This window comes from Pseudarthrobacter sp. fls2-241-R2A-127 (assembly GCF_030209355.1).
Lineage (GTDB): Bacteria > Actinomycetota > Actinomycetes > Actinomycetales > Micrococcaceae > Arthrobacter.
The window spans coordinates 16,947-30,674 of the sequence record NZ_JARVSF010000019.1 but is presented as its reverse complement, the minus strand read 5'-3'; the positions used below and the strand labels follow the sequence as shown (position 1 = coordinate 30,674).

Genomic DNA, 13,728 nt, shown 5'->3' with positions numbered 1-13,728 from the left:
CTGTATTGGACCTGAGAGTTTCCGCGGTGCCTGCCTGGACAGGACCCGCTTGCACCGTCGGTGAGCACAACAGTCTTTTCGCTCCCCCAACGGGAGGCTGGACACTGCCTGCTGCTTTCCAGAGGCGCCTCGCCGCGGCGGTACGGGGGCCTGCGAGATTCCTGGGGAGGATTTGCTCCTACGGCGCCTGCCTGTACACCGGCAGAACTCTCCCGCCGCAGATCAAAGGCTATTTATTTGTGGGATTGCGGTGGCCGGTGACAGCCCTCACAACGTTCAATTGTCCTATGCCGCAACCCTTCCCGGCAAATAGCGAGGGCTACCTGCGGAGCCGCTCCAGGGCTGCCAGGAGTTCCTCCACGTCAGCGGCCGCTCCCCCTTGCGGCGCCGGGCCCACGGACAGCATGGCATTGAAATACAAACCGTCCCCCATGTACAGGACTGCCTTGGCCAGTCCCGGCCCTACATCGGCTGCGATCTCGTCCAGCCACCGCTGCTGGATGGCCGCGAAGCGGCGCCGCGTTTCCTGGTGTGCAACCTCCGCCAGCCTGGTGGCGGCCACGATGGCCCGGTCCAGCGGAGTGTCCGCCCAGACGGAGGAGCGGATGAAGTAGGCCGCCGCCCCCTCGGCGGCTGCGGCCATGGCATCGGCATCCTCTTTGGCCAGTCCGTCCAGGCGGTCCAGCAGCACTTCGATGAGCGCTTCCTTGTTGGGGAAGTGGTAAAGCAGGCCACCCTTGGATACCCCGGCCTTCTTGGCTACCGCATCCAAGGTGGCCGCCCGCTCCCCCACGTCGATCAACAAGGTTTCGAAGGCGTCAAGGACCGCGTCACGGGCTACAGGCTTTCGGGGCATGCATCCCATCATGCCCTCCGCCGGCGGAGAAACGGGAAATCGCGAAGTTTCAAACTGTACCGTCTGGACGGTATAGTTATTTTATGACGACTCCCCCCTCGATCCTGGCGCCCGCACTCGATGGCGGGCCAGCCGCGCGCTCCCCGCGGCGCGACTGGCTCGCGCTGGGGCTGTTGATGTTCCCAGTACTGCTCGTCGCCGTGGACAACACCGCCCTGACATTTGCGCTCCCCGCCATCACCCGGGCCCTGGAACCCTCCGGCGTACACCTTCTGTGGATTATCGACTCCTATCCCCTGGTGCTGGCTGGACTCCTGGTATCAATGGGAAGCCTTGGCGACAGGATCGGCCGGCGCAGGCTCCTGATGATCGGCAGCACGGGCTTTGCCGCCCTGTCCGCTGCGACGGCTTTTGCACCCACCGCGGAGTGGCTGATCGCCGGACGGGCAGCACTGGGATTCTTCGGGGCGATGCTGATGCCGTCCACGTTGTCACTGATCCGCAACATCTTCCCGGAGCCCAACCGCCGGCGGATGGCCGTCGCCCTCTGGGCGGCGGGTTTTTCGGGCGGAGCCGCCCTGGGGCCGATCTTCGGCGGCTGGCTGGTGGAGCATCTCTGGTGGGGCGCCGTCTTCCTGGTAGCAGTGCCGCTCATGCTCCCCCTGCTGGTACTCGGGCGGACCTTGATCCCCGAATCCAAGGACCCCTCGCCAGGGAAAGTGGATGTCCCCAGCATCCTGCTGTCCATGCTGGTGATGGTTCCCATGGTCTACGGCATCAAGGATGTTGCCACCAAGGGTCCAGACCTTGCAGGCCTTGGCAGCATGGCGTTCGGTGTGGTGATGGGCGTGGCGTTCGTACGTCGCCAGCACCGCCTGGATCACCCGCTGCTGGACATGTCGCTGTTCCGGAACCGGGTGTTCAGCATGGCCATCAGCGCCAATATCCTGGCCTTGTTTTCGTTCAATGGCTTCATCCTGTTCCTTGCCCAGCACCTCCAGCTCATCGAGGGCGTGAGCCCGTCCGCGGCGGGCGTGGCGATGATTCCGGCCCTGGCAGCCACGGTGGTGTCCGGCCTGGCGGTGGTGCCGCTGGTCCGCAAGGTCCGGCCAGGGTATGTGGTGGGTGCGGGCCTGGCCTTCAGTGCCACGGGCTACAGCCTGGTGACGTTCGGAAACCACGACGGCGGCCCTGCCCTGCTGCTGGCGGCGCTCCTGATCCTGGCGCTCGGCGTGGGGACGGCGGAAACCATTTCGAATGACCTCATCCTGGGATCCGCCCCGCCCGAAAAGTCAGGCGCCGCCGCAGCCATCAGCGAAACAGGCTACGAGGTGGGCTCACTGCTGGGAACGGCCGTCCTCGGCTCCATCCTGACCGCGTCCTACCAGCACAACCTGCGCCTCCCCGCAGGATTGGATGGCATGCTCCCGGGAACCTCGCTGCACAATGCCAAGGAAACGCTGGCAGGCGCCATGGAAGCGGCCGCCGGCCTGCCCGGTCCGCTGGCCGACGCCGTCCGGGATGCCGCCGCCGCCGCGTTCGATTCCGGAGTGCACATCACTGCGGCGATTGGGCTCGTGCTGATGGCGACGGCGGCAGTCCTTGCCGCCGTCGTGCTCCGCAAAGTGCCCAAGGCCGCCTAGCGGCAAGCACGAGGCGCCCGGCGCCGAGGCATACCCTCAGCGCCGGGCGCCTTGTGGAATGCCGCTACTTGGCGTCTGCGGCCGTGACCTTGGCGGTGGGCTTCATGTTTTCCGCCTGCACCATCCAGGCGAACTGCTCCAGCCGGGCGATGAACTCATGGAGGAGGTCCGCCGATGTGGGATCCTCCTCGTCCACCTCGTCATGGACTTTGCGCATGGTGCCCACGGCCGCCTCCATGGCGGCAACGATCCGCTCGATGGCATCCTCGGTGCTGATGAGGCCATCCGGGAACTGGGCCAGGCTCGTGGTGTCGGCCACGGTGGAGCTGCGGCCATCGGGAAGTGCGTGCAATGCACGCATGCGCTCGGCAGTATCATCGGCGAACTGGCGGGCGGCGTCCACGATCTCGTCAAGCTGCAGGTGGAGGTCGCGGAAGTTGGTACCCACGATGTTCCAGTGCGCCTGCTTGCCCTGAATGTGGAGCTCGATCAGGTCAGCCAGGACAGCCTGCAGGTTGTTGGTCAGTGTCGGTGAAGCTTTCATGCATCCTCCTCAAATCGGCCAGTACGGCAGACGCTACCAGCCCCCCGACGGCGCGTCGGCAGGGCCTTCGGAAATTTCTCAGTGAGCTTACTAAATTTGAAAAGCCGGTCATAAACGAACGTGATTCATATTGCGTCTTGCATCACAGGGCCGCCGCCCCCATACTAAATGAACGCCATTCATATAGTGACGCCCGTCTCAAAGCCTTCCAGAAAGTGGTGCCATGACAGAGACAATCCGCACCAGCACGGCAAAACCCGGCCCGCACGCCCACGCCCCCTCCACGGACGGAGTCAGCGCCAAGGGGCTCAGGGGCGGACAGCTCGGCCTGCTGGCCGTCGTCGTCCTGGGTATTTCAACCATTGCCCCCGCCTACACGCTCACCAGCGCACTTGGACCCACCGTCAACGAAGCCGGACTCCAGTTGCCCGTCATTTTCCTGATCGGGTTCATCCCCATGATCCTGGTCTCGCTGGCCTACCGGGAGCTCAACGCCGACTCCCCGGACAGCGGCACCACCTTTACCTGGGTCACCAAAGCATTCGGCCCATGGGTCGGCTGGATGGGCGGATGGGGCCTCCTGGCCGCCAACATCATCGTGCTGTCCAACCTGGCCGGCGTCGCCGTCGACTTCTTCTACCTCTTCCTGTCCCAGGTCACAGGCTCCCCCGAGCTGGCAGACCTGGCCGACAACAAGGCGCTGAACGTCATCACGTGCTTCGTCTTCGTGGCACTGGCTGTCTGGGTCAGCTACCGCGGCATGCACACCACCAAAATGGTGCAGTACAGCCTGGTGGGTTTCCAGCTGCTGGTGCTGGGCCTGTTCGTGGCCATGGCCTTTGCCAACTGGTCCACGTCCGAGACCGCCATCCCGTTCAGCTGGGACTGGTTCGACGTCACCAAAATCGAGACCTTCGGCCAGGTTGCCGCCGGCATTTCCCTGTCGATCTTCGTGTACTGGGGCTGGGACGTCTGCCTGACAGTCAATGAGGAAACCGCCAACGGCAAGAAGACCGCCGGCGTGGCGGGAACCCTCACCGCCGTCATCGTGCTGGCCATCTACCTTCTGGTCAGCATCGCCACCATGATGTTCGCCGGCGTGGGAGATACCGGCAACGGATTGAACAACGCCGAGAACCACGAGAACATCTTCACGGCGCTGGCCTCCCCCATCATGGGCCCGTTCGCCATCCTGATGTCCCTTGCGGTGCTCTCCAGCTCGGCCGCCTCCCTGCAGTCCACGTTCATGTCCCCGTCCCGCAGCCTGCTGGCCATGGCCCACTACGGCGCGCTGCCGGAACCGTTCAGCCGGATCAGCAGGAAGTTTGCGACGCCAGGCTTCGCCACGATTGCTGCCGGCGTCGTCTCCGCCGGGTTCTACGCGGTGATGCATGTGGTCAGTGACAATGTCCTGAACGACACCATCCTGGCGCTTGGCCTGATGATCTGTTTCTACTATGGCCTCACCGCCGTGGCGTGCACCTGGTACTTCCGGCACAGCCTGTTCAACAGCGTTCGCCACTTCTTCTTCCGCCTGGTGTGCCCGGTGGTGGGCGGCGTGGGCCTGTTCGTGGTGTTCGCCCAGACCGCCGTGGACAGTCTGTCCCCGGAGTTCGGCAGCGGTTCGGAGATCTTCGGCGTGGGCCTGGTGTTCATCCTGGGCGTCGGCATCCTGGCCCTGGGCGCCGTCGTCATGCTGGTCATGTCCCGCACCCACCCCCGTTTCTTCCGCGGCGAAACCCTCAAGCAGGACACCCCCGCCCTGGTGGTCCCGGAATAGGAAACCCATACAAAAGGTGCCGTGCCCCTACCCGGGGCACGGCACCTTTGTGCTGTCACAGCAGTGCGCCACATCGATCAGACAAAGCAGCGCCGGCCACCTCACGGGAGGTGGCCGGCGCCGTGAAGATTCAGGAAGCCGTTCAGCCTTCGCAGTCGCGGCAGTACTTCAGGCCGTCCTTTTCGCGGGCCACCTGTGACCGGTGGCGGACCAGGAAGCAGGAGGAACAGGTGAATTCGTCGGACTGTTCAGGAACCACAATGACCGTGAGTTCCTCGTTGGACAGATCGGCGCCCGGGAGGTCGATGCCTTCAGCGGTGTCATTCTCGTCGACATCGATGACTGCGGTCTGCGCGTTGCCGCTCCGGGACGCCTGAAGGGCCTCAAGGGAGTCGGCGGGAGACTCTTCTTCCTGCTTGCGTGGAGCATCGTAATCGGTAGCCATTAGCGTGTTCACTTTCGTTGCTGCACAGCGCCATTTCAGGCACCTCAGTGAAGCAGTTTAGGGCATCATCCCGGGCCCTGCGCAATAGTGTGGGCAAGCAGACATTCAGCTGCGGCCGGGCACCCTCCGCAGGTGTTCGGCGTGGGCATGATCGGCGCCGACGGAGACTCCGCTCAAGGCCGGAAGCCAGCCCCACCGGCTGGCATCGGCCATGGCGCCGGCGGCCTCGGCCTCGGATTCACAGGTAAAGGTATCCAGGGCCCAGTCGCGAAGCCTGGTGAGCAAGGTAGCCGTCATGCCTGAAACCTACGCAGCTATTGTTGTGGCAACGTTTCGCGGCGGTCTCCGCCGGATTAAATCCGGCACCTGCCGGTGGCTTCAGGCGGGCGGGGATGTGCTGCTGCGCAGGACAAGCTCAGGTTCCACCACCAATGTCCGGGGCCCTTCCTCGCCGCCCAGTACTGCAAGCATCATGTCCATGCAGCGCCTGCCCAGTTCTTCGAAATCCTGCCGGACCACCGTTAGCGGCGGGCTGAAGTACGCGGATTCGGGTTGGTCGTCGAAACCCACCAGGGAAATGTCCGTCGGCACGTTCAGTCCCGCTTCGTTCAAGGCGCGCAGGATCCCCAACGCCATCTGGTCGTTGCCCACGAAGAGGGCGGTGGCGCGCCGGGCCGCCGCCAGCCGCCGGCCAATGTCGTAGCCACTGCCGGCGCTCCAGTCTCCCTCGACCAGAAGATCCGCCTCGAGCCCGGCGGCCTCCAGGGCTGACCGCCAGCCCTCCGCCCGGGCCACGGCGTCAATCCAGTCCTGCGGCCCCGCGACGTGCCCGATCCGGGTGTGGCCCTGCGCTATCAGGTGCCGGACGGCCAGTTCGGCTCCCTTGCGCTGATCAACCCGGACACCGCCAACGGCGTCATTCCCGTCCGAGCCAACCGCCACCACCGGCACCCTGATGGGGAGTTCCGCCAGCGCCGCCACCGTGGCCATGTGCGGAACAATCACCACTATTCCGTCCACGGCCTGGTCCAGGAAGTGCCTGACGGCGTCCAGGATCGTGTCCCTGGTGACTTCCCGCAGCGCAGCGACGCTGACAAAATATCCGGCGTCCCGCGCGGCCCGTTCCACTCCCAGCAAGGTGTTGGCAGGACCGTACTGCGATAACTCGCTGCCCAGGACGCCGATGGTCTGCGAGCGCCTGGTGACCAGGCTCCGGGCAGCCGTGTTGCGGCGGTAGCCGAGTTCGGCAATCGCCGCTTCCACCTTGTGCCGTGTCTCCCTGCTGACGTTGGGGTGGTTGTTGACCACCCGCGAGACGGTTTGGTGCGAGACCCCGGCCAGCCCCGCCACGTCCTCGAGCCTTGGCAGCCGCCGGGGCCGGGAGCTGGGCTGCGCCACGAATTCAGATCCCGCCGGCGAGTTTGTAGTAGGCGGCGTTCCAGTTCAGGTCCTTCTTGAACTGGCGGATGGTGGTGCCTTCGTCGATGGTCAGGAGTTCGGTCTTGGCTATTTCGGCGAAGTCCTCAAACACGTCCATGCCCACCTGGGTGGACAGCACGGTGTGGTGGGCGGCGCCGGCGGTGAGCCAGGCGGCGGCGGAGGTGGCGAAGTCCGGCTTCGGTTCCCACAGCGCGCGGGCCACGGGCAGGTTGGGCAGCGGCTGGTCCAGGGGGACGACGTCGACGGCGTTGGCCACCAGGCGGAAGCGGTCGCGCATGTCGGACAGGGCGACGACGACGCCCGGGGAGGCATCGGCGTCGAACACCAGGCGGACGGGGTCTTCCTTGCCGCCGATGCCCAGGGGGTGGATTTCCAGCCGCGGCTTTGCAGCGGTCAGCGAGGGGCAAACCTCGAGCATGTGCGCGCCCAGGATCTTCTCCGAGCCCGGTTCCAGGTGGTAGGTGTAGTCCTCCATCAGGGATGCGCCACCGGGGAGCCCGGCACCCATCACCTTCGCGGCCCGGACCAGGATGGCGGTCTTCCAGTCGCCCTCGGCGCCGAAGCCGTACCCGGCGGCCATGAGCCGCTGCACGGCGAGGCCGGGAAGCTGGCGGAGGGCGCCCAGGTCCTCGAACGAGGTGGTGAACGCCGCCGAACCGTTGGCCTCGAGGAAGCTGCGCAGGCCCAGTTCGATCCGGGCGCCGTACCGCAGCGAGTCATGCCGTGCCGCGCCTGCGCGCAGCTCCGGCACCACGTCGTACAGGTCCTCGTATTCGGCCACCAGGGCGTCGACGTCGGCCTCTTCAGCGCCGTGGACGGCGTCGGCGAGCTCGTTGACCGACCAGGTGTTCACCGCGACGCCGAAGCGCAGCTCGGCCTCGGTCTTGTCGCCTTCGGTGACAGCCACGTTGCGCATGTTGTCACCGAAGCGGGTGAGCTTCAGCGTGCGGACCGCTGCCCAGCCGGCGGCGGCGCGCTGCCAGGAGCCCACCTGGCGGGCCACCTCGGGGTCGGAAACGTGTCCGACGACGGTCTTCCGGGCAATGCCCAGGCGGGACTGGATGTACCCGAACTCGCGGTCGCCGTGAGCGGCCTGGTTCAAGTTCATGAAGTCGAAGTCGATGTCCGCCCACGGAAGGTCGCGGTTGGCCTGGGTGTGCAGGTGCAGCAGCGGCTTGCGCAACAGGTCCAGGCCCTGGATCCACATCTTGGCAGGGCTGAACGTGTGCATCCAGGCAGTCACGCCGATCACCGAATCATCCGAGTTCGCTTCCAGCGCGGTCCGGCGGATGGCATCCGAATCGGTGAGGACCGGCTTCCATACGATCCGCACCGGCACTGTCGAAGAGGCGTTGAGCTGGTTGGCGATCTCCTGGGACTGCGCCGCCACCTGCTTCAGGACCTCCTCGCCATAGAGATGCTGGCTGCCGGTGAGGAACCAGACCTCGTAGCCGTCGAGGGAGGTGTTTACTGCGGTATTCATACGTACTCCTGGTAAAAGTTGGGGGGTCTTACTGCCCGTAGACGTTCTGGTACCGGGCATAGAGCGATTCGATATGGCTGTCCTCGATCGGAAGGGGCTCACCGAGCTGCCGCGAGATATGGACAGTGCGGGCCACTTCCTCGCACATCACGGCGGCCTTCACGGCGGACCGGGCATCCTTGCCGATAGTGAAAGGGCCGTGGTTCTGCATCAGGACCGCCGGTGAGTTCGAGTTCTTCAGGGTCTCCACGATGCCGTGGCCGATCGAGTCGTCGCCGATCAGCGCGAACGGACCCACCGGAATGGAACCACCGAACTCGTCGCCCATCATGGTGAGCACGCAGGGAATGGCCTCGCCCCGTGCGGCCCACGCGGTGGCGTACGTGGAATGTGTGTGCACCACACCGCCCACCTCGGGCATGTGCCGGTAGACGTAGGCGTGCGCGGCGGTGTCGGACGACGGCGAGAGCGGCGGGTTGCCCCAATCGACGGTGCCGCCGCCACCTACGTTCGTGCCCCTCACAGGCATACCGTGCAGGTCGGTCACGACCATTTGCTCCGGGGTAAGGTCCTGGTAGCTGACGCCGGACGGTTTGATGACCATGAGGTCGGTGCCGGGCACCCGGGCCGAGACGTTGCCGGCAGTCCACACCACCAGTTCGTAGCGCGTCAGCTCAGCGTGCAGGGCGCAGACTTCCTCCCGGATGCGGGCGATCGTATCCAGGATTGCGGCTTCTGTTCCTTGCCGGACGCTCATGCGGACACCTCCATGGCAGACGGGACAGCGGAGGCTGTGCCGGGCACCGCGGCCCTGGCGGCCCGTCGCTGGATGGCCTTTAGCCGGTGCATTAGGTCATTACTGCCGCGGCCGAAGTAGTCGTGGAGGGTTTTGTACTCCTGGAAGAGTTCCTCATACGCGGCCACGTTTTCCGGGATCGGCGTGTAGACCTCGCCGGGTTCGGCACCCATGGCGGCGGCCGCTTCGCGGATATCCGCATAGTGGCCGGCCGCGACGGCGGCGTGGATCGCCGACCCCAGGGCCGGGCCCTGCTCGGAGCCGATGGTGGAGAGCTGCAGGCCTGTGGCGTCCGCGTAGATCTGCATCAGCAGTTTGTTCTTCAGGAGGCCGCCGGCCACGATGAACTCCTTGACCGGAACCCCGGCATCGCGGAAGGCATCAACAATCGTGCGGGTACCGAACGCGGTGGCTTCCAGCAGCGCCCGGTAGGTGTCCTCCGGCCTGGTGGCGAGGGTCTGGCCCACCACGATGCCCGAAAGCTCATGGTCCACCAGGACCGATCGGTTGCCTGAGTGCCAGTCCAGGGCGATCAGGCCGTGCTCTCCGATGGCCTGCCGGGAGGCCAGTTCGGTGAGGTATTCGTGGATCCCCAGCCCCGCCGCCTTGGCCGCCTGGTGGTACTCGGGCGGGACCCCGTACGTGGTGAACCAGCCAAAAATGTCTCCCACGCCTGACTGTCCTGCCTCATAGCCCCACAGGCCCGGGACGACGCCACCGTCGACAGCCCCGCACATTCCCGGTACTTCGCGCAGTTCAGTGCCGTTCATGACATGGCAGGTGGAGGTGCCCATGATGGCCACCAGCTGGCCTGGGTCCACGGCCTTCGCTGCCGGGGCCGTCACGTGCGCGTCAACGTTTCCCACCGCCACGGCGATGCCCTCAGGCAGCCCGGTCCAGGCTGCGGCCTCCGCCGTGAGCGTTCCCGCGGCATCGCCCAGGCGTCCGATGGTGTGTGCCAGCTTGGAGCTGACGAAGTCCTTGAAGTCCGGATCCAGGGCAGCCAGGAAATCCTCTGACGGGTAGCGGCCGTCCTGGTAGATGCCCTTGTAGCCGGCGGTGCAGGCATTACGGACATACCGGCCGCACAGCTGCCAGACGATCCAGTCCGCCGCCTCCACCCAACGGTCCATTGCGGAGTAGGCCTCGGGGTCCTCTTCCAGGAGCTGCAGCCCCTTGGCGAACTCCCACTCCGACGAGATCAGGCCACCGTAGCGCGGAAGCCAGTCCTCGCCCCGCTCGGCGGCGAGCCGGTTGATCCGGTCGGCCTGCCCCTGGGCGGCGTGGTGGCGCCAGAGCTTCACGTAGGCGTGCGGACGGTTGGCGTAGCCCGGCAGTTCATTCAGCGGTGTGCCATCGGCCTTGACGGGCACCATGGTGCAGGCCGTGAAGTCCGTGGCAATACCGACGACGTCCGCCGGGTCGATCCCCGCGTCAGCCATAGCTGCCGGGACGGCGGTCCGCAGGACCTCCCGGTAGTCGTTGGGCACCTGGAGCGCCCATTCCCCGGGAAGCCGGGCGCCGTCGTCGCCTGCTGTGTCGCGTGGCAGGACGTCGGTGACCACGGCGTGCGGGTACGCATGGACCGCACTGCCGAGTTCCTTGCCGTCGCGGACGCGCACCACCACGGCGCGGCCGGAAAGTGTTCCGTAGTCCACACCGATGACGCAATGGTCAGGGCTGGAACTGAAGGGTGTATCTGGCATTCGGTTGCCTCCGCCCGGGAGGCACGGGCCTCATTGCCGGGGTTGTCTAGGGGTCAAGGTCAAGCTAAGCGCTGCAGCAAGTGTGAACGCTAACAAAGAAGAAGTCAATGAATCAGAAGCAAGATTCAAGCCATCGATAGCGCCCTCTTGTTAGCGTTCACAAATCAGTCTATATTGAACCGACACATCAACAATGTGGCCAGGACCAGGCAGCATCGCTGCTGCCTCGTCCAATAACACTTCGCGGCAGTGCTGCCGCGGAAGGAGAAAATGGTGAGAATCAAAAAGATCGTGGGCGCGGTGGCCCTTGTCCTCGCGCTGACGGTGGGAGCCACCGGTTGCGGCTCACGGGGAGCGGCAACCGAGTCCAGCAGTGCGGCCAAGCCCGCCGACTCGCTGGTAGGGATCTCAATGCCCACACAGACGTCCGAGCGCTGGATTGCCGATGGCGCCAACGTCGAGAAGTCGCTCAAGGACCTGGGCTACAAGACAGACCTCCAGTTCGCCAACGACGACATTCCAACCCAGGTCTCGCAGATCGAAAACATGCTGACCAAGGGTGCCAAGGCCCTGATCATCGCAGCCATCGACGGCACCACCCTGACCGATGTCCTGGCCAAGGCCAAGGAGCAGAACGTCAAGGTCATCGCGTACGACCGCCTCATCAACGGCACCCCGAACGTTGACTACTACACCACGTTCGACAACTACACGGTCGGCGTCCAGCAGGCCACCTCACTGCTGACGGGCCTGGGGCTCCTTGACGCCAGCGGCAAGAAAGTGGACGGCAAGGGTCCGTTCAACATCGAGCTCTTCGCCGGAAGCCCTGACGACAACAACGCCAACTTCTTCTGGACCGGCGCTATGGACACCCTCAAGCCGTATATGGATGCGGGCACCCTGAAGGTCCCCAGCGGCCAGACCAAGTTTGAGCAGGCCGCGATCCTTCGCTGGCAGGCACCCGTGGCGCAGAAGCGCATGGAGGACATCCTCACTTCCGCTTACAGCTCGGGCACCAAGCTGAACGGTGTCCTCTCCCCGTACGACGGACTGTCCATCGGCATCATCTCGGCCCTCACCAGCACCGGCGGCTACGCCAAGGGAACCCTGCCCGTGGTCACCGGCCAGGATGCCGAGAAGGGCTCCGTGAAGTCCATCATTGCCGGCGAGCAGTACTCCACCATCTTCAAGGACACCCGCCAGCTCGGCGCCCAGGCCGTCAAGATGGTTGACGCCGTCCTGAAGGGCCAGGAACCGGAAACCAATGACACCAAGACCTACAACAACAAGGTCAAGGTTGTCCCGGCTTACCTGCTGAAGTCCGTGATCATCACCAAGGACAACTACCAGAAGGAACTGATCGACTCGGGTTACTACAAGGACTCCGACGTCAAGTAGTCAGCGTCCGGGGGCTGTGGCCGGACCTCCGTCCGGCCACAGCCCCTCCCGCAACCTCCTGCAGCAGCAGGAAGGCCCAGCTTTCGACCAGTCAGTGAGAATTGACGATGAAAACACCCATTCTTCAAATGCGAGGAATCACCAAGACGTTCCCGGGCGTCAAAGCCCTGCAGGATGTCACGCTGGATGTGAACCGTGGAGAAGTTCACGCCATCTGCGGTGAAAACGGCGCCGGCAAATCAACGCTCATGAAGGTGTTGTCCGGCGTATATGCGCACAACACCTTCGACGGGGAAATCCTCTTCGAAAACGAACCCTGCACCTTCTCCAGCATCTCGGACAGCGAGAAGCGCGGCATCGTGATCATCCACCAGGAACTGGCGCTGAGCCCGTACCTCTCCATCGCCGAGAACATCTATCTGGGCAACGAACAGGCCACCAACGGATGGGTGGACTGGCGGAAGACCAATCTGGAGGCAGCCAAACTGCTGGCCCGGGTGGGGCTCGACGAAAACCCCGTCACTCCCGTGCAGCACATCAGTGTGGGCAAGCAGCAGCTCGTGGAAATCGCCAAGGCGTTGTCCAAGGAAGTGAAGCTGCTCATCCTGGACGAGCCAACAGCCGCCCTCAACGACGAGGACTCCGGCCACCTGCTGGACCTGATCCTCCATTTGAAGGGACAAGGCGTCACCAGCATCATCATCAGCCACAAGCTCAACGAGATCCGCAAGGTGGCTGACGCCGTCACCATCATCCGGGACGGCAAGACCATCGAGACCCTTCGCCTCGATGAAGGCCAGATCACCCAGGAACGGATCATCCGAGGCATGGTGGGCCGCGACCTCGAGAGCCTGTACCCGGAACGGGAGCCGAACATCGGCGAGGAAGTCCTCCGGATCGAAGACTGGTCCGTCCGCCACCCGCAGGACCACGCCCGCATGGTGGTAAGAAACGCCAACCTGCACGTCAGGAAAGGCGAAGTAGTGGGCCTTGCCGGGCTGATGGGCGCCGGCCGGACGGAGCTGGCCATGAGCGTGTTCGGCCGCACCTATGGCACCGCCACCTCGGGCAAGGTCTACAAATACGGCGAGGAGATCAACACGGCCACGGTCTCGGATGCGATCCGGCACGGCATCGCCTACGCCACCGAGGACCGCAAGCACTATGGCCTGAACCTTATCGAGGACATCAAGCGCAATATCTCGCTGGCATCGCTGCGCAAGCTCGCGAAGCGCGGCTTCGTCGACAAGAACCAGGAGACCGTGGTGGCCAACGGCTACCGCACCAGCATGAACATCAAGGCGCCCTCGGTGGCTGCCATCACCGGGAAGCTTTCCGGCGGCAACCAGCAGAAGGTGGTGCTGAGCAAGTGGATGTTTTCCGATCCGGACGTCCTCATCCTCGATGAACCCACCCGCGGGATCGACGTCGGCGCCAAATTTGAGATCTACACGATCATTGCCAGGCTCGCGGCCGAAGGAAAGGCCGTCATCGTCATTTCCTCGGAACTTCCCGAACTCCTGGGTATCTGCGACCGCATCTACACCCTCGCCGCCGGCCACATCACCGGTGAAGTGCCCATCGCCGAGGCCACCCAGGAATCACTGATGCACTACATGACCAAAGAGAAGGAATAG

The 13,728-nt window shown here is 64.6% G+C and carries 12 protein-coding genes and 1 riboswitch; of the genes, 4 read left to right on the top strand and 8 right to left on the bottom strand.

The features are described from left to right. Window positions 1–128: 128 nt before the first annotated feature. Window positions 129–225, bottom strand: a riboswitch (glycine riboswitch). Between the two features lie 94 nt (window positions 226–319). Beyond that, a complete protein-coding gene (locus QRN53_RS13790) occupies window positions 320–856 on the bottom strand; it encodes a TetR/AcrR family transcriptional regulator (protein WP_109863889.1) in 537 nt (178 codons plus the stop codon). Between the two features lie 83 nt (window positions 857–939). Between QRN53_RS13790 and QRN53_RS13785 the strand changes: the two genes are divergently transcribed. Beyond that, entirely contained in the window at window positions 940–2,499 is a 1,560-nt protein-coding gene (locus tag QRN53_RS13785; protein WP_285244403.1) for an MFS transporter, read from the top strand. A 64-nt stretch (window positions 2,500–2,563) separates the two neighbouring features. Here QRN53_RS13785 and QRN53_RS13780 read toward each other — a convergent pair whose 3' ends face one another. Next, window positions 2,564–3,043 (bottom strand): Dps family protein, encoded by a 480-nt coding sequence (locus QRN53_RS13780; RefSeq protein ID WP_285244402.1) that lies wholly within the window; start codon window positions 3,041–3,043, stop codon window positions 2,564–2,566. A 223-nt stretch (window positions 3,044–3,266) separates the two neighbouring features. Here QRN53_RS13780 and QRN53_RS13775 point away from each other — a divergent pair, with 223 nt between their 5' ends. Then, the gene (locus tag QRN53_RS13775) at window positions 3,267–4,823 is read left to right on the top strand and encodes an APC family permease (RefSeq protein ID WP_285244401.1); all 1,557 of its coding nucleotides are present in this window, start codon (window positions 3,267–3,269) and stop codon (window positions 4,821–4,823) included. A gap of 142 nt (window positions 4,824–4,965) precedes the next feature. On the opposite strand, the gene QRN53_RS13770 is transcribed toward QRN53_RS13775, so the two are convergent. The 6 genes from QRN53_RS13770 to araB form a co-directional block, all read right to left on the bottom strand. Next, window positions 4,966–5,268: a DUF4193 domain-containing protein gene (locus QRN53_RS13770; protein ID WP_018762118.1), complete on the bottom strand. Its 303-nt coding sequence runs from the start codon at window positions 5,266–5,268 to the stop codon at window positions 4,966–4,968. Between the two features lie 105 nt (window positions 5,269–5,373). Next, window positions 5,374–5,565, bottom strand: coding sequence for a hypothetical protein (locus tag QRN53_RS13765; RefSeq protein WP_285244400.1), 192 nt, complete (start codon window positions 5,563–5,565; stop codon window positions 5,374–5,376). 81 nt (window positions 5,566–5,646) lie between these two features. Next, window positions 5,647–6,666: a LacI family DNA-binding transcriptional regulator gene (locus QRN53_RS13760; protein WP_285244399.1), complete on the bottom strand. Its 1,020-nt coding sequence runs from the start codon at window positions 6,664–6,666 to the stop codon at window positions 5,647–5,649. A 4-nt stretch (window positions 6,667–6,670) separates the two neighbouring features. Beyond that, complete coding sequence (araA, locus tag QRN53_RS13755; RefSeq protein WP_285244398.1) at window positions 6,671–8,191, bottom strand: L-arabinose isomerase; 1,521 nt, start codon at window positions 8,189–8,191, stop codon at window positions 6,671–6,673. A 28-nt stretch (window positions 8,192–8,219) separates the two neighbouring features. Next, window positions 8,220–8,948 carry an L-ribulose-5-phosphate 4-epimerase gene (locus tag QRN53_RS13750; RefSeq protein WP_285244397.1) on the bottom strand — a complete coding sequence of 243 codons (729 nt, stop codon included), beginning with the start codon at window positions 8,946–8,948 and terminating at the stop codon, window positions 8,220–8,222. Further along, window positions 8,945–10,693, bottom strand: a complete 1,749-nt coding sequence (araB, locus tag QRN53_RS13745; protein WP_285244396.1) for a ribulokinase — start codon at window positions 10,691–10,693, stop codon at window positions 8,945–8,947. The genes QRN53_RS13750 and araB overlap by 4 nt, the downstream gene beginning before the upstream one ends. 270 nt (window positions 10,694–10,963) lie before the next feature. Here araB and chvE point away from each other — a divergent pair, with 270 nt between their 5' ends. Continuing rightward, a complete protein-coding gene (gene chvE / locus QRN53_RS13740) occupies window positions 10,964–12,091 on the top strand; it encodes a multiple monosaccharide ABC transporter substrate-binding protein (protein WP_285244395.1) in 1,128 nt (375 codons plus the stop codon). Window positions 12,092–12,198: 107 nt separating this feature from the next. After that, window positions 12,199–13,728 (top strand): multiple monosaccharide ABC transporter ATP-binding protein, encoded by a 1,530-nt coding sequence (gene mmsA / locus QRN53_RS13735; protein ID WP_285244394.1) that lies wholly within the window; start codon window positions 12,199–12,201, stop codon window positions 13,726–13,728.